This window comes from Wolbachia endosymbiont of Nilaparvata lugens (genome assembly GCF_007115045.1).
Classification (GTDB): domain Bacteria; phylum Pseudomonadota; class Alphaproteobacteria; order Rickettsiales; family Anaplasmataceae; genus Wolbachia.
In genome coordinates this window covers 1,041,911-1,058,698 of sequence record NZ_MUIY01000001.1, presented here as the reverse complement: position 1 = coordinate 1,058,698, position 16,788 = coordinate 1,041,911, and the positions used below count along the sequence as shown (strand labels likewise).

15 protein-coding genes and 1 other RNA gene are annotated in these 16,788 nt (G+C 34.4%); 13 read left to right on the top strand and 3 right to left on the bottom strand.

All coding sequences use genetic code 11. The features are described 5' to 3' along the window. Nucleotides 1–167 precede the first annotated feature (167 nt). Entirely contained in the window at nt 168–1,556 is a 1,389-nt protein-coding gene (gene fumC / locus BWZ41_RS05225) for a class II fumarate hydratase (RefSeq protein WP_063631223.1), read from the top strand. Between the two features lie 20 nt (nt 1,557–1,576). Here fumC and BWZ41_RS05220 read toward each other — a convergent pair whose 3' ends face one another. Then, nucleotides 1,577–2,812, bottom strand: a complete 1,236-nt coding sequence (locus BWZ41_RS05220; protein ID WP_241653923.1) for a hypothetical protein — start codon at nt 2,810–2,812, stop codon at nt 1,577–1,579. Nucleotides 2,813–3,434: 622 nt separating this feature from the next. Continuing rightward, on the bottom strand, nt 3,435–4,790 hold the full coding sequence (locus BWZ41_RS05210; RefSeq protein ID WP_143689627.1) for a hypothetical protein: 1,356 nt from the start codon (nt 4,788–4,790) through the stop codon (nt 3,435–3,437). A gap of 142 nt (nt 4,791–4,932) precedes the next feature. On the opposite strand from BWZ41_RS05210, the gene BWZ41_RS05205 reads away from it, so the two are divergent. The 7 genes from BWZ41_RS05205 to cgtA all read left to right on the top strand — a co-directional run bounded on the left by BWZ41_RS05205 (nt 4,933) and on the right by cgtA (nt 10,794). Further along, nucleotides 4,933–5,574: an HAD family hydrolase gene (locus BWZ41_RS05205; protein ID WP_143689626.1), complete on the top strand. Its 642-nt coding sequence runs from the start codon at nt 4,933–4,935 to the stop codon at nt 5,572–5,574. After that, nucleotides 5,574–6,047 carry an RDD family protein gene (locus BWZ41_RS05200; RefSeq protein WP_143689625.1) on the top strand — a complete coding sequence of 158 codons (474 nt, stop codon included), beginning with the start codon at nt 5,574–5,576 and terminating at the stop codon, nt 6,045–6,047. Before BWZ41_RS05205 ends, BWZ41_RS05200 begins: the two co-directional genes overlap by 1 nt. Nucleotides 6,048–6,100: 53 nt before the next feature. Further along, nucleotides 6,101–6,577: a bacterioferritin gene (gene bfr, locus BWZ41_RS05195; protein ID WP_010406741.1), complete on the top strand. Its 477-nt coding sequence runs from the start codon at nt 6,101–6,103 to the stop codon at nt 6,575–6,577. 1 nt (nt 6,578) lies between these two features. Then, entirely contained in the window at nt 6,579–7,190 is a 612-nt protein-coding gene (locus tag BWZ41_RS05190) for an SURF1 family protein (protein WP_052264983.1), read from the top strand. 9 nt (nt 7,191–7,199) lie between these two features. Next, nucleotides 7,200–8,198: a glutamate ligase domain-containing protein gene (locus BWZ41_RS05185; protein ID WP_177429457.1), complete on the top strand. Its 999-nt coding sequence runs from the start codon at nt 7,200–7,202 to the stop codon at nt 8,196–8,198. A gap of 320 nt (nt 8,199–8,518) precedes the next feature. Beyond that, nucleotides 8,519–9,793: a phosphopyruvate hydratase gene (gene eno / locus BWZ41_RS05175; protein ID WP_143689623.1), complete on the top strand. Its 1,275-nt coding sequence runs from the start codon at nt 8,519–8,521 to the stop codon at nt 9,791–9,793. Further along, nucleotides 9,781–10,794, top strand: a complete 1,014-nt coding sequence (gene cgtA / locus BWZ41_RS05170) for an Obg family GTPase CgtA (RefSeq protein ID WP_143689622.1) — start codon at nt 9,781–9,783, stop codon at nt 10,792–10,794. The genes eno and cgtA overlap by 13 nt, the downstream gene beginning before the upstream one ends. Nucleotides 10,795–10,846: 52 nt before the next feature. Here the strand turns inward: cgtA and BWZ41_RS05165 are convergent, their stop codons facing one another. Further along, entirely contained in the window at nt 10,847–11,827 is a 981-nt protein-coding gene (locus tag BWZ41_RS05165; RefSeq protein WP_143689621.1) for a hypothetical protein, read from the bottom strand. Between the two features lie 465 nt (nt 11,828–12,292). Here BWZ41_RS05165 and ssrA point away from each other — a divergent pair. The 5 genes from ssrA to BWZ41_RS05140 all read left to right on the top strand — a co-directional run bounded on the left by ssrA (nt 12,293) and on the right by BWZ41_RS05140 (nt 16,711). Then, nucleotides 12,293–12,630: a transfer-messenger RNA gene (gene ssrA, locus BWZ41_RS05160) on the top strand. A gap of 16 nt (nt 12,631–12,646) precedes the next feature. Next, entirely contained in the window at nt 12,647–13,075 is a 429-nt protein-coding gene (locus BWZ41_RS05155) for a ClpXP protease specificity-enhancing factor SspB (protein ID WP_063631128.1), read from the top strand. Nucleotides 13,076–13,557: 482 nt separating this feature from the next. Beyond that, entirely contained in the window at nt 13,558–13,836 is a 279-nt protein-coding gene (locus BWZ41_RS05150; protein ID WP_143689620.1) for a YggT family protein, read from the top strand. Beyond that, nucleotides 13,837–15,948 (top strand): DNA translocase FtsK, encoded by a 2,112-nt coding sequence (locus tag BWZ41_RS05145; RefSeq protein ID WP_143689619.1) that lies wholly within the window; start codon nt 13,837–13,839, stop codon nt 15,946–15,948. 181 nt (nt 15,949–16,129) lie between these two features. Further along, entirely contained in the window at nt 16,130–16,711 is a 582-nt protein-coding gene (locus tag BWZ41_RS05140) for a hypothetical protein (protein WP_143689618.1), read from the top strand. Nucleotides 16,712–16,788 lie beyond the last annotated feature (77 nt).

Below are 16,788 nucleotides of genomic sequence, written 5' to 3'. Positions count from 1 at the left end.
AGGTTGCATGATTGCCTTAATAACAATAAAAAAATAATAGAAGCAAAAGATATGGCTTGAAAATTTTCTAAGGTCTTCACTAAAAATGTCTCAACTTGACACTGAAATACAATTTGATTTAACTAATTCATATATGTAGGTAATGTCAAACACTAGAATGAGGAAATATGGATAAAAAAGTTAGGATAGAATCAGATAGCTTAGGAGAAGTAAAAGTACCAAGTGAACGTTACTGGGGAGCTCAGACTCAGCGTTCTTTGGAAAATTTCAAAATTGGTACAGAGAAAATGCCAGAGCCCCTGATTAAAGCGCTAGCAATAGTAAAACTTGCAGCAGCACGTGTTAACATGAAACAGGGTAGCATAGATAATAGAGTAGGGAATGCAATCTGCACAGCGGCACAGGAGGTAATAGACGGTAAATTTAATAATCAATTTCCGCTTGTTGTTTGGCAAACCGGGTCTGGAACGCAGACCAATATGAATGTGAATGAAGTGGTCAGCAATCGTGCAATAGAAATTTTGGGCGGTGATTTAGGTAGTAAGTCTCCAGTGCATCCAAATGATCATGTAAACTGTGGTCAGTCATCAAATGACACTTTTCCAACAGCAATGCATATAGCAGTAGTAGAACAAATAGACCGCTTGCTTATTCCCAATCTTGAAGAATTATATAAAGTGCTAAATAATAAGGTTCATGAATTTAAAGATATAATAAAAGTAGGGCGTACTCATCTGCAAGATGCAACTCCTCTAACACTTGGGCAGGAATTTTCTGGCTATGCAGTTCAGATTAAAAAGGGAATAGAGAGAGTAAAGTCAACTCTGATCAATGTATATGAACTTGCACAAGGTGGCACCGCGGTTGGCACGGGAATCAATACTAAAAAGGGTTTTGCTGAGAATTTTGCTAAAGAAGTGGCAGAAATCACTAATCTTCCATTTATTTCAGCAAAAAATAAGTTTGAAGCACTAGCAGCAAATGATGCTTTAGTTGAGCTCAGTGGAGCACTCAATACAGTAGCAGTTAGTTTAATGAAAATTGCAAATGATATAAGGTTACTTGGTTCTGGTCCAAGATGCGGAATTGGAGAAATAATATTACCAGAAAATGAGCCTGGCTCTTCAATCATGCCAGGTAAGGTGAATCCAACTCAATGCGAAGCGGTGACTATGGTATGTGCTCAGGTTATGGGAAATCATGTTGCCGTGACAATTGGTGGCTCAAATGGTCACTTTGAATTGAATGTGTTTAAGCCAATGATAATTCACAATATTTTGCAGTCTATAAGACTTTTAGCTGATGCAAGTTTAAATTTTATGGAAAAGTGTGTAATCGGTATTAAAGCAAATGAAGAAAGAATAAAGGATTTACTGAATCAGTCGTTAATGTTGGTCACTATATTAAATACGCATATAGGGTATGACAATGCAGCAAAAATAGCGAAGCTTGCTTATAAGGATAACATCACTCTAAAAGAAGCAGCAGCAAAACTTCAACTGCTCACTGAGGAGGAGTTTGAAAGGATAGTGAAACCAGAGGAGATGGTAGGTTAAACTACCACCTTTTTTTGTCCCTAGTTATTGTGGCAATATGTATGGAATTTTACTGGTTGCTCTACATATACCTCTTCTAAATCACTTAGAGCGTGGTCATTGTGATTAAAGCCATATCTCTTAACCATCTCATCTAGAGTAACAGAGCTTAGAGAGAAACTGAACTCTGGCAATGGATTCACATTTGAGGATTGCAGACTCGTTGATGGCTCTCCGCAATTTATTTGAGAGTCTAGGAAAGTTAGCTCACCTTCCAGGCTAGTATGTTCTTCTTGCACTGAACTATCATTAACTATTGAATCTTCTGGTACTATATTGCAGAATTGATTATGGAATTCAGCAAAACCCTCAAATGGAGGTACTGATATGCATTGGCGCTTTGCTGGTGGCTCCACTGTACATATTTCTTCTAATTCACATTCTGTAAGACTATTATACGCTGTAAAACATAAGTCTTGTGATCGCTGTTTTCCAGTTATTGAACGAATTATTTGGCTATATAATTGATTCTCTTCAGCTCTTTTTCTTTTGTTTACTAACGGTTCATTTTCATAAGAAAAGTCTGGTCTACTATCAAATGTATGTTCAACAACTGTTTCCTCGAATGCAGGAGATATAGGAGATAAATTTAACTCTGGCAAATCATCCACAATTGAGGATTGCAGACTAGTTACTCCATTTATCAAATAGTTATAATAAGACTCTGGGGATAATTGCTCACCTTCTAGGCTATCTGATATATTCTCATTCGACGTTAAACTGCTACTAACTGTCGAATTTTCTGTTACAGTATTGCAGAATTGATTATCGAATTCAGCAAAACCTGGAAATGGAATTACTGTTTGGCTACATGATTGATCCTCTTTGTCAGAAGAAAGTTCTAGTCTAGTATCAAATTGATGTTCAACAACTGTTTCCTCGAATGCATGTGGTATAGGAGAGAAATGTGCTGCTGGCAAATCATTTCTGTTTTGTATTAACGGTTTATTGGAGTTTTCAGTACTTAAGTTGCTTGAACTCTCTTTATTGCTTAAGTAAAAATTCTTTAGGACAAGCTTAGCTTTGACAGTTGATTTTGTCTTCAAATGTACTCTATAATCTTCTTTTTGCTGAGGATTCAGTTGATTAAATAGGGTTGTAAATAAAGTATATTGGGGCTGAATACAATCAAGTGTATTGAAAGCAAACTCTTGAGGTAACTTATTAAAGATAGAAAGTGCTTCTTGCTGCTTTAGAGCATTTAGTATGCCGGACATAGCTGAAGAGCCTTTAGGCTTTGCTTTAACATGCTCTATATATTCATTTTTGTATCGATCTAATTCACTAAATAGAGTTTTAAATAAAGTATATTGGGGCTGAATACAATCAAGTGTATTGAAAGCAAACTCTTGAGGTAACTTATTAAAGATAGAAAGTGCTTCTTAATATGCCGGACATAGCTAAAGAGCCTTGAGGCTTTGCTTTAACATGCTCTATATATTGATTTTTATGGTTAGTGGTAAGGTTATTAGATGCCTTTCTCAATTTATTTGTTTAGCGAGAGGAAACTAACTTGTCTAAATTTTTTACCACTTCGTTGCTTATACTACCATGCATTTCTTTACCACCATTAAAGTTAATATATTAATATTGTATGAGATTTGATGATAAAATCAATATAAGATATTTTAAAATTAATTATTTTTATTATAAAAACAGGAATTCTATTAATTATTTTCCTAATTTGTGTCTGTTTTGCTTTCTATAGCTAATCCAAATTAGGTTTACCGAAACAAATTTTATAAATAATTTAAGTTAGCGCGTGACTAGATTTTTAGATTGGATCCTATCATAGGATGACAAATTGGACCCCAGACTATGCAAGAAATCTAAGGCGAATTATCTTTCATGGTCTGTCTTTGTTTTTTCTACTTTTGTGACAGGAGTTACCAATGGATTATCAATTTGCTTTAAACCTTCACTTGCGCTTTGGTCTTGATTTGAAAGGAGCTTATTTTGTTGTTGCCCTTCATCGTTTGAAGTGCTTTTTTGAGTAGTGCCTTTTCTATCCTCTACACTCTTTTTATCTTCACCAAAAAGTTTTTTGAATATTTTCTTCAGAAACCGTACCAAAAAGCCTTCTTCTTTTTGATTTTCTTTCGGTTGAGCTATATTTTTCTTTTCACTCAACTGAGATTTTTTATTATTAGATTTTTTTTCTGTAGTATTCCTATCCACTGAGACTTGTTTTAATGAAATTTCAGGCTTTTTGTTGCTCGGTTTATCTTTTATAGGATCTTTGCTTACTGAAGGTTGTACTGTATCTGTTTGAACAGAAATCTTTTCTTGTTGAAAGTTTCTATCTTCTGAAACGGATCTTCCAGAAGTATTTGTTTCGCTAACTGAGTCACGAATTTTGTCTGTTTGTACAGAGGTCTTTTCTTGTTCAAAGTTTTTATTTTCTGAAATAGCTCTTCCAGGAGTATCTATTTTGCTAACTGAGTCACGAATTTTGTCTGTTTGAGCAGAGGTCTTTTCTTGTTGAAAGTTTCTATCTTCTGAAACAGATCTTCCAGAAGTATTTGTTTCGCTAACTGAGTCATGAATTTTGTCTGTTTGAACAGAGGTCTTTTCTTGTTTATTTTGATCAGAAATTTTGCCTTCTAATGTAGTTTGAGATTTTTTATTACTTTCAAACTCTGCAACTTTTTTACTTGTAAAAACGTCTTTTCCTTCGAATTTCTGTTTAAATCCAGCAATCTTTTCAAAATCTTCAGCTATTCTTTTGGCTGCACGATCCATTCGACCTTCAAGACTATGAATCAATTTTGCAATAATCTTCACTTCATCTTTACGCCCTTTTTGAGCTTTAAGCTCTCGGTGCAATTCAACAATAATTTTTACTTTATCTTCCAATGAAGAATTTTCTGGAAAAACATCTTTAAGTTCCCGATTCAATTTGACGATCTTTTCAAAATCTTTAGCTACTTTTTTAGCTGCACGGTTCATTCGATCTCTAAGACTACGATTTAATTTTGCAATAGTCTTAATTTTATCTTCCAGTGAAGAATTATCTGCTATAGAAACATCTTTTAACTTTTTCTCGAGACTTTGTTTAGTTACTTGCCTTTTGTAAGCTTTAAGTTCCTGGCGCAACTTATTGATATTCTTCACTTTATCTTCTAGTGACAAGGTGCCCGCAAAAGCATCTTGAAATTTCTTCTCAATATTTGATATATCTTGAAGTTGTAACATACCTACTATATAAAAGCTTATACTAAAATAAGTATACTAGATAATTATGTAAAAATGGTTAAGACACAAGGAGCACCTCATTTATGCTTTTTTCATCAAAATATCATTTACTTATTAACTTAAAATACGTCACAATATAAAAATGAAAAATAGCCCGTTAGCAGTAGTATTCGATTGGGATAATACCTTAGTTGACACTCAAGATAATATTTCTAATGCCATTCAGCATACCTTGAGTTCAATGGGGTGCAGCAACAAAGTTGCTGATAGAAATTCTCATGAATCAAGAAAGAGCTACATGGTCAATTTGTTTGGTGATCAGTGGAAAAAAGCGAATCAGATATATCAAAAATACCTAGATGATGCACTGTTACAAAATATTACTCTGAACGAAGGAGTAGAGAAAATGCTGCAGACACTCAAAAGCCACAATATTTACCTAGCAATAGTGAGCAATAAGAAAAATACTAATTTACGTCAAGAAGTTGCCTATTTTAAACTAGATTCTTACTTTGAAAGAATAGTTGGATCATGTGATACTGCAGAAGATAAGCCATCTGCAACTCCACTGCTATTTGCACTAGAGGAGAGTACGCTACCTGTAAATAGAGAAAATGTGTTTTTTGTTGGTGACAGCATCACAGACATTCTATGTGCACAAAATGCAAATTGCTTACCTATTGTATACGGACAATCAATAAGAGGTTATGAAGATTTGTTATATTTTCAACATTTTAATAAACTTACAGAATTCATAGTAAAGTATTTGAAAGATAGGTGGTAATGACAGAGATCGCTAGTGTACACAGGCGCTTTTGCGCATATTTAATAGATGTAGCAATTTTATTAATTCCAACCTTAATAATTGTGTTGTCATTAGGGGATTTTCCATTAATTTTACACCTGTCATACATGTGTATAAATTGTGGCTACTTTACATATTTTATATCTTCAACAGCTCAAGCAACTCCTGGTCAACAGTTAATGAATATATATACTATCACTTTAGATAGTTCTAAAATAGGTTTGAGCTTAGCATTTGATCGCACTATCTCTCAGTTTTTTCTTCCTATGCTAAATAATTCAATTATCACGTTTATCAAACTTTTTCAAACATCAGTAAATGCTTTAAGTACACTAGAAGTGATTATAGTAATGCTTACCTTCAGTTGGTATTTAGTTGCTTGCTTCTCTCAGAGGAAACAGGCATTTCATGATGTGCTATTTGATACGATTGTTGTGAGAAAAATGAATTGATGTTGCCTTGATTGTTATGTAGATTACATTGGTATATTAGCTAAAGAAAGGTTATGAATAAAGAAATAGTAGAACATTTAAATAAATTACTTACAAATGAGCTGACTTCTGTACGCCAGTATCTTTTGCATTCTGCGATTCTTAAAAATAGCGGAATCAATAAACTTGCAGAAAAGATGAGAAAGGAGCTTAATGAAGAACTTGAGCATGCAAATAGGCTGGCAGAAAGAATTTTACTGCTTAAGGGCATGCCAAATTTTCAAGATACAAATAAAATCTCAAAGTATGAAGGAAAGTTCACAAAAGATACAATGCAGAAAATCTTAGAAGATAATTCTAACTTAGAAGAAGAAGGTATCAAGGGCATCAAAGAGGCAATTTCCGTTGCTGAAAAAGAAAAGGATTTCGTGAGTGTAATGTTATTAGAAGGACTACTGAAAAATGAGGAAGAGCACTTACATTGGATCAAAGAACAGATTGACCTTATTGAGCTTATGGGTATTGAAAATTACTTGAGAACACAAATATAGAGTGTTAAGAAAAACAGTATTTATTTTCATTATACCTTTTTTACTTCTTTTTTCACTCGGGTTATGGCAGTTATTTAGATTGAGCTGGAAGAATAATATTATCAAAAATATGGATCTTCCAGTTATTCATCTACTGCCTAGTGATAATCTTTCAAAGTTTAACTACAGAAACGTTAAAATCGACGGAATTTTAAGTGATATAGAACTATATGTTTTCGCAGGTCAACGTGGCTATCATGTGCTGTCTCCTATGTTGCTTATCAATGGACATTACATGTTAATAAATAAAGGAATAGTCAGAGAAAAAAAAGAAGAAAAAGCAAAAATTGAAAAAGTAGCTGCTGATGGCGTTTTGTATTGTGATGGTAGCAAAAATTGGTTTATCAAAAATGATATTGCTTCAAATACGTGGTTTACCTTAAGTACAGAAGAAATCTCCAATGATCTAGGTATTAAGCTAGAGAAATGTATATTGTGGCAAGATAATTTTGGTGGCAAATTGACTATACAGCCAATAAAGCATCTTGAATACGCAATTACTTGGTTTGCACTTTCCTTGATTTGGCTCATTATGTGCGTATTTTACTATAGGCAAAATATATATAAGTCGTAGAGATACAGTGTGGAAAAAGAAAAGCTACAAATAGAAAAAATGCAACAAAGTGGAAGAAAATACTTATTACAAGGGTTAGTGATATGTCAGTGTTGCAAATCCGTTTATTATGGAATGAGTAATGCTAAGGGAGGAAGAAGTTACTCTCGTTGTCCTGGAAAACGTTTTGGTGAATGTAACAGCAAATCAATACGCGCGGATATACTAGAAGAGGTAGTATGGGAAGAAGTTAAGATGGTAAGAGAGCACATAACGAAGGAAAAGTGTGATTTATCAGAGGCAGATTGGGAGACTAAACTTAATATAATTAGAAAATTAGTTCAACGCATTGAAATTGATGATGATAATGTACATATAGTGTTTCGATTAAAAGAACTCGCTCTCGAAAGACAAAAAGAAGATATTCAACCTTGTACCAGAATTATAAAGAATGTAGTGCTATCAAATGCAATAGGAATGCATAAAGTTAGCAATGCCCTGGCTGCAATATCAGTTGCAGTGAAACTTGGAATTAGTGATGAAGAGATTAAAAAAGGTCTTTTGGAATTTAAAGGAGTAGCAAGGAGATTTTCTTTAATTGCCGATATTAAAGGTGTTAAGTTAATTGAGGACTATGCTCATCATCCAAATGAAATACAAGCAACCCTGGCAGCAGCACGTTTGACCACTAAAGGAAAGGTAACAGGAATTATCGAGCCGCTTCGTTTTGCTCGTGTTCGTAATTTTTTTGATGAGTTCGTACGAATTTTCATGATGTTTGATTATGTAATTCTCACTCCTGTCCATCCTCCAGAAGATAAGCCTATTTCTGGCTGTGGAATTGATGATATACAAAAAGCCTTGATCAGTAATGGGTTTAATGATGTGAAGATTATGAATGATGCTTTACTCATTTCACATTTTATTAGTAATTCGACAAGTTCAGGAGATGTAGTATTATTTATTGGTGCTGGTAGTAATATAGCTAAACTAGCAAGAGAAGCTGCAAAGCTGCTGCTAGTAAAATAAACTTAAGCATTGGTGATTTATATGATAAAATTGTGTAGTAAAACTGGATCCCAGTGTCTAGGCAAACAACTGTACAGACATTGCGATATGGGGATAGCTTCCATTAAGAATGGTGTCATCCCAGTGCCCAGACACTGGGATCCAGAAGACTTAACTTTAAATAAGTGGCTGTATAATAAAAACTGGATTCCAGTGTCAAGCACTGACCATCCGCTACTCAAATTACCTGTATATTGCAATGTTCGTACACTGAAATGTTACAGCGTTGGGGTGACATTTCCCGAACGTGAACACAATTGTGAATCTAGTGGAGGTTTAGCATGATGAAAAAGACGATCAGCAGTGTATTTGCAAGAGAAATTTTAGATAGCAGGGGTTACCCAACAATTGAGGTAGAAATAGAACTATGTGATGGAGCAACAGGTAGAGCCGCTGTCCCTTCTGGGGCTTCGACCGGTAAACTAGAAGCATTGGAGCTGAGAGATCAAGATGAAAAAAGGTATTGTGGTAAAGGAGTGCTGAAAGCTGTTCAAGCTGTAAATGGAGTAATAGCGAATGAAATCATCGGCATGGATGCAACAGATCAAAATGCGATTGATAAAGCATTAATTGAACTGGATGGAACAAAAAATAAATCTAAGCTTGGAGCAAATGCAGTTTTAGGTATATCTCTTGCTGTTGCAAAAGCAGCAGCAAACAGCTTTAAAATGCCGTTATATAAGTATTTGGGAGTGGGGGAAGAGCAGATGCCAGTTCCACTCATTAACGTAATTAATGGCGGAGTACATGCGGATAATAAACTCGACTTTCAGGAGTTCATGATTCTTCCGGTCGGTGCTGAGACTTTCAGTGAAGCAATCAGAATATCTGCAGAGGTATTTCATAACTTACGCAGCATTCTTAAGGAAAAAGGTTATAGTACAAATGTAGGAGATGAAGGTGGTTTTGCACCAAACATTGGAAGCACTGAAGAAGCTCTTAATCTGATAATTCAGGCTGTGGAATCTGCTGGTTATTCAATGCAAAATCACTTTGCACTTGGTCTTGATGTTGCTGCATCTACTTTTTATGAAGATGGAGTTTATAAATTTGAAAACAGAGAACTCACTTCAGAGGAATTGGTTCAGTATTATTTTGACCTTGTAGGCAAATATCCAATAATTTCTATAGAAGATGCAATGAATGAAGACGACTATGAAGGTTGGAAATTACTTACTGTAAAACTTGGGAATAAAGTTCAATTGGTTGGAGATGATTTATTTGTTACAAATTGTGAACTAATAAGTAAAGGAATAGAGGAGAAAATGGCAAATGCTGTACTAATCAAGCCAAACCAGATAGGAACACTTACGGAAACTTTTGCTGCTATTGAAATGGCAAAATTAAATGGCTACAGGGCTATTCTTTCACATCGCTCAGGTGAAACAGAAGACACAACGATATCCCACATATCAGTTGCGTCGAATTGTGGGCAAATAAAGACTGGCTCGCTGTCGCGTTCTGATAGGCTTGCGAAGTATAATGAGTTGATGAGAATAGAAAGTTCATTAGGAGAAAATGCTAAATATTATCGCGGGTTAGCATGGACTTTATAGACGAAGTTAAATTATATTTAAAAGCAGGTGATGGTGGTGACGGTTGCGCAAGTTTTCGTCGAGAAAAATTCGTTGAATTTGGTGGCCCAAACGGTGGTAATGGGGGCAGGGGAGGAGACATAATTTTCATCAGTGATGCAAATCTCAACACTTTGCTTAATTTTCGTTGTCGAAGACACATTAAAGCGAGTAGTGGAAAAAGTGGTACGAGTAGAGATAGATCTGGCACAGCAGGAAAAGATATTATACTTAAAGTTCCAGTTGGTACACAAATAATCGATGAAGAAAGTGAGGAAATAATAGTAGATCTTGATAAACCTGACATGGAATTTCAAGTAGTGAAAGGTGGAAAAGGTGGGCTTGGAAATACTAACTTTAAATCTGCTACTAATAGGGCACCAAGACATTTTACTCATGGTCAGCCCGGCGAAGAAAGAAATATAATATTGAAGCTAAAAGTTTTATCTGATGTTGGCATTATTGGTATGCCAAATGCGGGTAAATCTAAATTTTTAACCCGCTGCTCAAATTCTGATACGAAAGTAGGCGATTATGAATTTACTACTATAAGACCACATTTAGGTGTAGCAAAAGTGGATTATAGCGAAATTGTAATAGCAGATATTCCTGGAATAATCGCTGATGCTCATCTTGGAGTTGGGCTCGGACACAAGTTTTTAAAGCACATAGAAAGGTGCAAAATTCTACTGCATTTAATTGATGTAACTCACGATGACATTATTTCAGCTTATAATTGTACACATAATGAACTGAAGCTTTACAATAGCGATCTTGTTGAAAAAGAGGAAATTGTAGTGTTAAATAAATGTGACTTATTGGAAGAAACAGAAATCCTTGAGAAAAGGAATCACCTAGCCGGTTTTCTTGATAGAGAAGTACTGTGTTTATCAATCGACAATGATTTACAGCCCATTCTGAGATTATTAAACGAGAAAGTGAAAACTAAAGAAATTGATGTGTATGATCCTTTTAAGGCATGAATTTTTTATTTAACAGTTGGTCACTTAAGGTAAATCCGATTCTTTCAGTATATTAAACACTGCAATTGACCTTGATCCCATCTTTAGCTATATTCACATTTGTAGGTGTCAATTCTTCGCTTGGGTAGCTTTGAATTTTCTTTAAGAACTTCGTATTGTCAATAAAAGCAGCATCATTATGAGACCACATTTTTTTATGATCGAACATTTTTTTATTTAGAACTGCTACTAATTCACTTAGTGTAAGGTTAAATCTAATACCATCATTAGGGTCAAAAAATGTAAAATCATTGTTTCCATTCTTTCTTATTAACATAGAATGACCGTGAAATTGAGTTGTTGTTCTTTTAAAAGTGCAGAACTTGATATAATTTCCGGAACCAATACTATTAATATCTTTTTCAAGTATTTCTTTTTTTATACAATAAGATCCACTACTACTATTATAATTGATTATTTTTAGTTGATTAGGGTATGTTAATATATTACAAGGATAAATTCCAAATAAAAATGCCAATGTTTTTTCGGTTAAAGATGAGGTTTTTAATATGTGTGAATGTACTGTGTGTGTTTCTAGCTCACTGAGAATGTTTTCATATCTACTTTTTTCTGTAAGTTCTTGTGATGAGCCTATATCAAGTAGTAAATCGTGTTCAGTAACATAATTGCAAAGTATATCACATAACCCATCGAACTCTTTTTGAATTTTTGCAGTTAGGGGATATTTATAGTTAGAGGTTACATTTATTATGTCACCTTGTGAGAATTTTATATCTACTTTCTTTGCATAGAGATTGTTTATATCAAGCACATTTCCCAATCTGTTAATGTTGTTTCTAATAGCATAATACATTGAAAAAATACCAACCACAGCAGATAATAGAGCAACAACACATAGAATAATGATTGTAGGTAACGTTAAACTTAAGGCAATCATGGGCATTACTGATGCTATGAAAGCTACACCAGCTATTGTTGAAATAACCAGAAGATTAGTATTACTTTTGTTAAAGATCTCTCTACTTTTCTTCATAATAATAAGATTTTAATACTAAGAACTAATTTATTATACTATATGTAGCAGTAAATATCAATAGATATATTATTGATAAATTAAATTCTTTTATATAAGAAATAGTACTAGACGCTTAAAAAGCTTTTATCAAAAGCATTTGTGCTATAGAAACCTTATTTCTATTTTACTGTTAATTAAAATATATACAGTTGCAAAAAGAGCCAAATTTACTCTCATCGTAGAAAAGATTCAGAAAAAATGTAACGCACATACGACAGAGATTAAGCATATGTGTGCACCCATTTGCGCTGAAGAAGATACGCTACATTCTTCACTGAGTTTGATTATTTGATAAAAAAGTCTGCAGACGAAGATAGATTTTGAGCTCTAAAAATACCTCTACTTTGATTATACTAAGATTGGATAAATAGGCGAAGTAATTTTTATATTAGTTTTTTAGCTAAGAGCCGATTTGGTGTTTAGCAACTTGACATTTATTCAATACTACTGTATAATAAACATGTGTATTTTTTATACACTATGGCAATAAAATTACCTTATAATAGGTGTATTGGACCCGAGGGCAGTACTCGGCGCCTCCACCATATTTTTTGATTGATACGGGGGCGAGTAAGGATCGACATGCATAGTAAAGATGGTAGCTTTGCTCGGTTAGATACCACCGCTAAGAGTTCACAATTTAGATGCAAACGATAACTTTGCTGCTGAAGACAATGTTGCATTAGCTGCTTAATTTAGGCACTATAACTTCATTGCTATAAGCACGGTTTAGGGAACGCCGGGTAACAGAAGTTCCCCCAAACATGTAAGGGTTATATGGATAAAACAGATTATCAGAAGTCGCTTAGTTATGCTAAATTTCAAGTTATCAAAAAGGCTCTAGATACTATATTAGATAATGTTTTTACTCCTCACTTAGAGATACTGTTTTTTACGCGATTTAATGGTGTTGTCATACCAGACTACTTGAAAGAATCATATCCTACTCAAATGCTTATTATATTACAGCACCAATTTTATAGTCTAAAAGTTTTTGAGGATAAGTTTAGCGTCAGTTTGAGCTTTCGTGGAAAACAAGAACAAGTCACTGTACCGTTTTTTGCTATTAGTGAGTTTCATGATAAAATTTCAGGAGATACTTTAGTATTTAGCGTTGATTCTGATAAAGAATATGAAAGTGAGAAATGTGCTGAAAAGTCATCAAATGGTAGTATTATATCTATAGATCAACTTTACGATAAGTAGTTACTTCATTTTATAAATAAAAAATATTGTATCTGTTCAGGATATCGACAAGGCCATAGAGTAAAAGTGAGTTTATAACAAATGGTATCATTTGAGTAGCTGACATTAGCTTTCACATAAAAAACGTTATAAAGCGCTTTCATGTTTACCAACTTAGTGCCAATCTGGATCCCAGTGTCTGGGCACTGGGATGACAACAAAGGGGCTACTTGAACAGAGGCTATTTAGGTAACAAGAGGTGACAAGAAAAGAAGCGCTGCGTACCTGAACACTTATCCTGCATGTAATAAACATGATCAAAAAGCTATTCATACAGTACACATCTCTCCGTTAATTTATCAATAAGTTTTTTATCCACGTGGAATCAAAGGGTATAATATCTTATAGCTTATTGTTTAAACCTATTTCAGCATAAAAATTATTGCGGGGCTTGATTTTATACATATCACTACACATAATAGGTTTTAGTGTAAATTAGTAATATGCATCCAATCATATACTTACTTAACCTGTTACTTGATCTTTACAGCTTCGTTCTAATATGCTCAATTGCTCTCGATTTGTTGATTAAATTGAATGTAGTTAACATGTATAATGAGATTGTAAGCAGCATAATGCAAACTTTAAACAGACTCACTTATCCTCCACTAAAGGTTATCAGAAGGTATATACAACCATTCAATGGATTAGATTTATCCGTGATGATATTGATAATAGCAATTCACTTTGTAAAATATACAATTACTTATTACTTGAAGTAGATGTTAAAAAAACAGCTAAAATCAGCGATATACTTGTCACTATTAATGTATATATATATATCGGTTTTTAGCTATAATTATAAAGATCCATCCTTAAATACAGCTACAAATCAGGAAGTAACAAATTTGGGCGGAGTAGTAGGTTCATATTTAGCTGATATATTGGTTCAATTTCTTGGACTCGCTAGTATTACAATAGCTACAACCATAGTTTACTTTTTAATTTTCAGAGCATCATTGCTGAAAATTATCTACCTAACGTTAATCAATGTAGCAATATATGCTATATTGTCGCAACTTTCGCTTGGCATTACTGCTAGATACATGCACGGTGGAATAGTCGGTAATGCTCTAATTGACCACTGCCCATTTTACATATTCACAGTAGTAGCATCAATAGGTGTTGTAGGGTTGGTTGGTTGGAAGAGCACAGTTTATTCTTTACTTTTCCTATGCAAAAAAATAGCTTCCTTTTTTGCAAAGTTTCTGTTTTTCAGGTTACGTAAAACTACTGATTATTCAATAGCACCATTAGTAATAGAGGGAAAATATAGAACCACTAGACAACAACCAAAAGAAAGACAGAAGAAAGCTACCGAAGAGATTTTTAAACCACCTTCTAGCGAGTTTGAGTTTCCAAGCATTCACTTACTTTCTAAAGTAGAAGAATCTATGCAGAGAAAACAGTTGAATGCATTAGAGAGCAATAAGAATTTATCTCTGCTCGAACAGGTGCTGAGTGATTTTGGCGTGCAAGGAAAAATTATAAGTGTATGTTATGGACCGGTTGTGACTTTATACAAACTTGAACCACAAGCAGGTACAAAATCTGCAAGAGTGATTGGTCTTGCAGATGATATTGCACGTTCAATGAGTGCACTCTCTGCACGTATTTCAATAATTCGTGGACAAAATGCCATGGGGATAGAATTGCCGAATAAAGAGCGAGAGATTGTGATGCTACGTGATTTACTTGAATCGCCAGAATACCAAAATGCAAACTTAAATCTTCCAATTGCGCTTGGCAAGGAAATAAGCGGAAAACCTGTTATTGCAGATCTGACTAAAATGCCCCACTTGCTTGTTGCCGGGACTACGGGGTCAGGAAAATCAGTTGCGATTAACACGATGATTCTATCGCTCGTTTATCGACTAAGTCCTGATGAATGCAAGATGATAATGATCGATCCAAAAATGCTTGAGCTTTCAATATATGATGCAATACCGCATCTAATAACACCAGTGGTAACAGAGCCAAAAAAAGCTGTTATTGCTCTTAAGTGGATCGTGAAAGAGATGGAAAATCGCTATCGTATGATGTCATATTTAAATGTGCGGAATGTAATAAACTATAATCAAAAAATTACAGAAGCGATGAATAGCGGAATAGAGTTGGAGCGCGTTGTACAGATTGGCTTTAACTCAACAACGGGTAAACCTTTATTTGAAAAAATACCACTTAAAATGGAGACATTTCCGTATATTGTGGTGATCGTAGATGAAATGGCAGATTTAATGCTTGTTGCTGGCAAAGATATAGAATGCTCTATTCAACGTTTAGCTCAGATGGCTCGTGCTGCAGGAATACACATCATAATGGCAACGCAACGCCCGTCTGTAGATGTGATAACAGGTGTGATAAAAGCAAACTTTCCAACGAGAATTAGTTTTGCTGTTACTTCTAAGATAGATAGCCGTACAATACTTGGTGAACAAGGAGCTGAACAATTGCTTGGTATGGGTGATATGCTTTATATGGCTTCTGGTGGCAAGATTATTCGAGTTCACGGTCCATTTGTAAGTGATGATGAGGTGCAAAATATAGTTGATCATCTAAAAATGCAAGGTGAGCCAAACTACATGGAGGAAATCACTCAAGAAGATGAAAATTCTTTCGCGGAATCAGAAGGTGAAACAGAAGATGAAGAGAACGATCTATACAAGCAAGCAGTGGCCATCATTCAGAGAGATCAAAAGGTTTCAACTAGTTACATTCAAAGGCAACTTAGAATAGGCTATAACAGAGCTGCAAATATTGTTGAAAGAATGGAGAAAGAAGGTATTGTCAGTGCTCCGAGTTACTCAGGAAAGAGAGAGATATTGGTAGAATAACCCTTAACTTAAACCAAAGAAAGTTATTTTAAGATCAATAGATCTCTTGCATAACTGGAATTCAAAAGTTCCAGCGCATGACCAGATATTTCTTATTGGATCCCAGTTGTATAGTGTTTAATACTAAATTAACTACTAAAAACGTACAATAGTAATATATTAATTAGCTAGGGGGTTAAAAATGGGTATAACCAAATTTGTATTCGGTTTTGATAAATCGGATGTAACAGCATTGCAGGAAAGTCAAAATATTGATGCTAAAAAGTTTCAAGAAGTATTTAGCGCATTAAAAGAATGGCAAGAAGCTCAAAAGATAGATGCTAAACAGTTTGAAGAGGTATTTAGTGCATTAAAAGAGTGGCAAGAAGCTCAAAAGATAGATGTTGAGCAGTTTGGAAAAGTTTTTAGTGCATTAAAAGACAAGGTTGGTACTAAGCAGTTTGAAGATGTACGAAAAATCGTACTAGGGGACGAGGAAAACCCAGGACTATCTAAAACAGTATCTGATCACACGGGACAAATTGCAGATTTGACAGAAACAGTAGCAGATCAAGAAAAAACACTACTAATTTGTGCCATAGTCAGTGCTGTTGCTGTAATAGCGGTAACTAGTTTTGTTGCATTCTGTATCTATCAGGGAGTTAAACTTGATAAAGAGAAGAAAAACGATTTGTCTCAAGATACACCAAATGGGAAGTTTAGTAATGTAGGTGATACCGAAAAACTGAATAATAATTTACAACAAGGAAGAGCACACGCATAATGCTCTTCTTGTAAAGGTGTTACGTAAAATTTGTAACACCTTCCACTTCTTTTAGATTTTGCAGGTTTTGGTAGTAA

Excerpts from the sequence above, each read along its gene's own strand:
- cgtA (WP_143689622.1), top strand. The coding sequence starts at position 9,781 with ATGGACTTTATAGACGAAGTTAAATTATATTTAAAAGCAGGTGATGGT.
- BWZ41_RS05140 (WP_143689618.1), top strand. The coding sequence starts at position 16,130 with ATGGGTATAACCAAATTTGTATTCGGTTTTGATAAATCGGATGTAACA.
- BWZ41_RS05145 (WP_143689619.1), top strand. The coding sequence starts at position 13,837 with ATGTTAAAAAAACAGCTAAAATCAGCGATATACTTGTCACTATTAATG.
- BWZ41_RS05210 (WP_143689627.1), bottom strand. The coding sequence starts at position 4,790 with ATGTTACAACTTCAAGATATATCAAATATTGAGAAGAAATTTCAAGAT.
- eno (WP_143689623.1), top strand. The coding sequence starts at position 8,519 with ATGATGAAAAAGACGATCAGCAGTGTATTTGCAAGAGAAATTTTAGAT.
- BWZ41_RS05155 (WP_063631128.1), top strand. The coding sequence starts at position 12,647 with ATGGATAAAACAGATTATCAGAAGTCGCTTAGTTATGCTAAATTTCAA.
- fumC (WP_063631223.1), top strand. The coding sequence starts at position 168 with ATGGATAAAAAAGTTAGGATAGAATCAGATAGCTTAGGAGAAGTAAAA.
- BWZ41_RS05150 (WP_143689620.1), top strand. The coding sequence starts at position 13,558 with ATGCATCCAATCATATACTTACTTAACCTGTTACTTGATCTTTACAGC.
- BWZ41_RS05205 (WP_143689626.1), top strand. The coding sequence starts at position 4,933 with ATGAAAAATAGCCCGTTAGCAGTAGTATTCGATTGGGATAATACCTTA.
- BWZ41_RS05220 (WP_241653923.1), bottom strand. The coding sequence starts at position 2,812 with ATGTCCGGCATACTAAATGCTCTAAAGCAGCAAGAAGCACTTTCTATC.
- bfr (WP_010406741.1), top strand. The coding sequence starts at position 6,101 with ATGAATAAAGAAATAGTAGAACATTTAAATAAATTACTTACAAATGAG.
- BWZ41_RS05200 (WP_143689625.1), top strand. The coding sequence starts at position 5,574 with ATGACAGAGATCGCTAGTGTACACAGGCGCTTTTGCGCATATTTAATA.
- BWZ41_RS05165 (WP_143689621.1), bottom strand. The coding sequence starts at position 11,827 with ATGAAGAAAAGTAGAGAGATCTTTAACAAAAGTAATACTAATCTTCTG.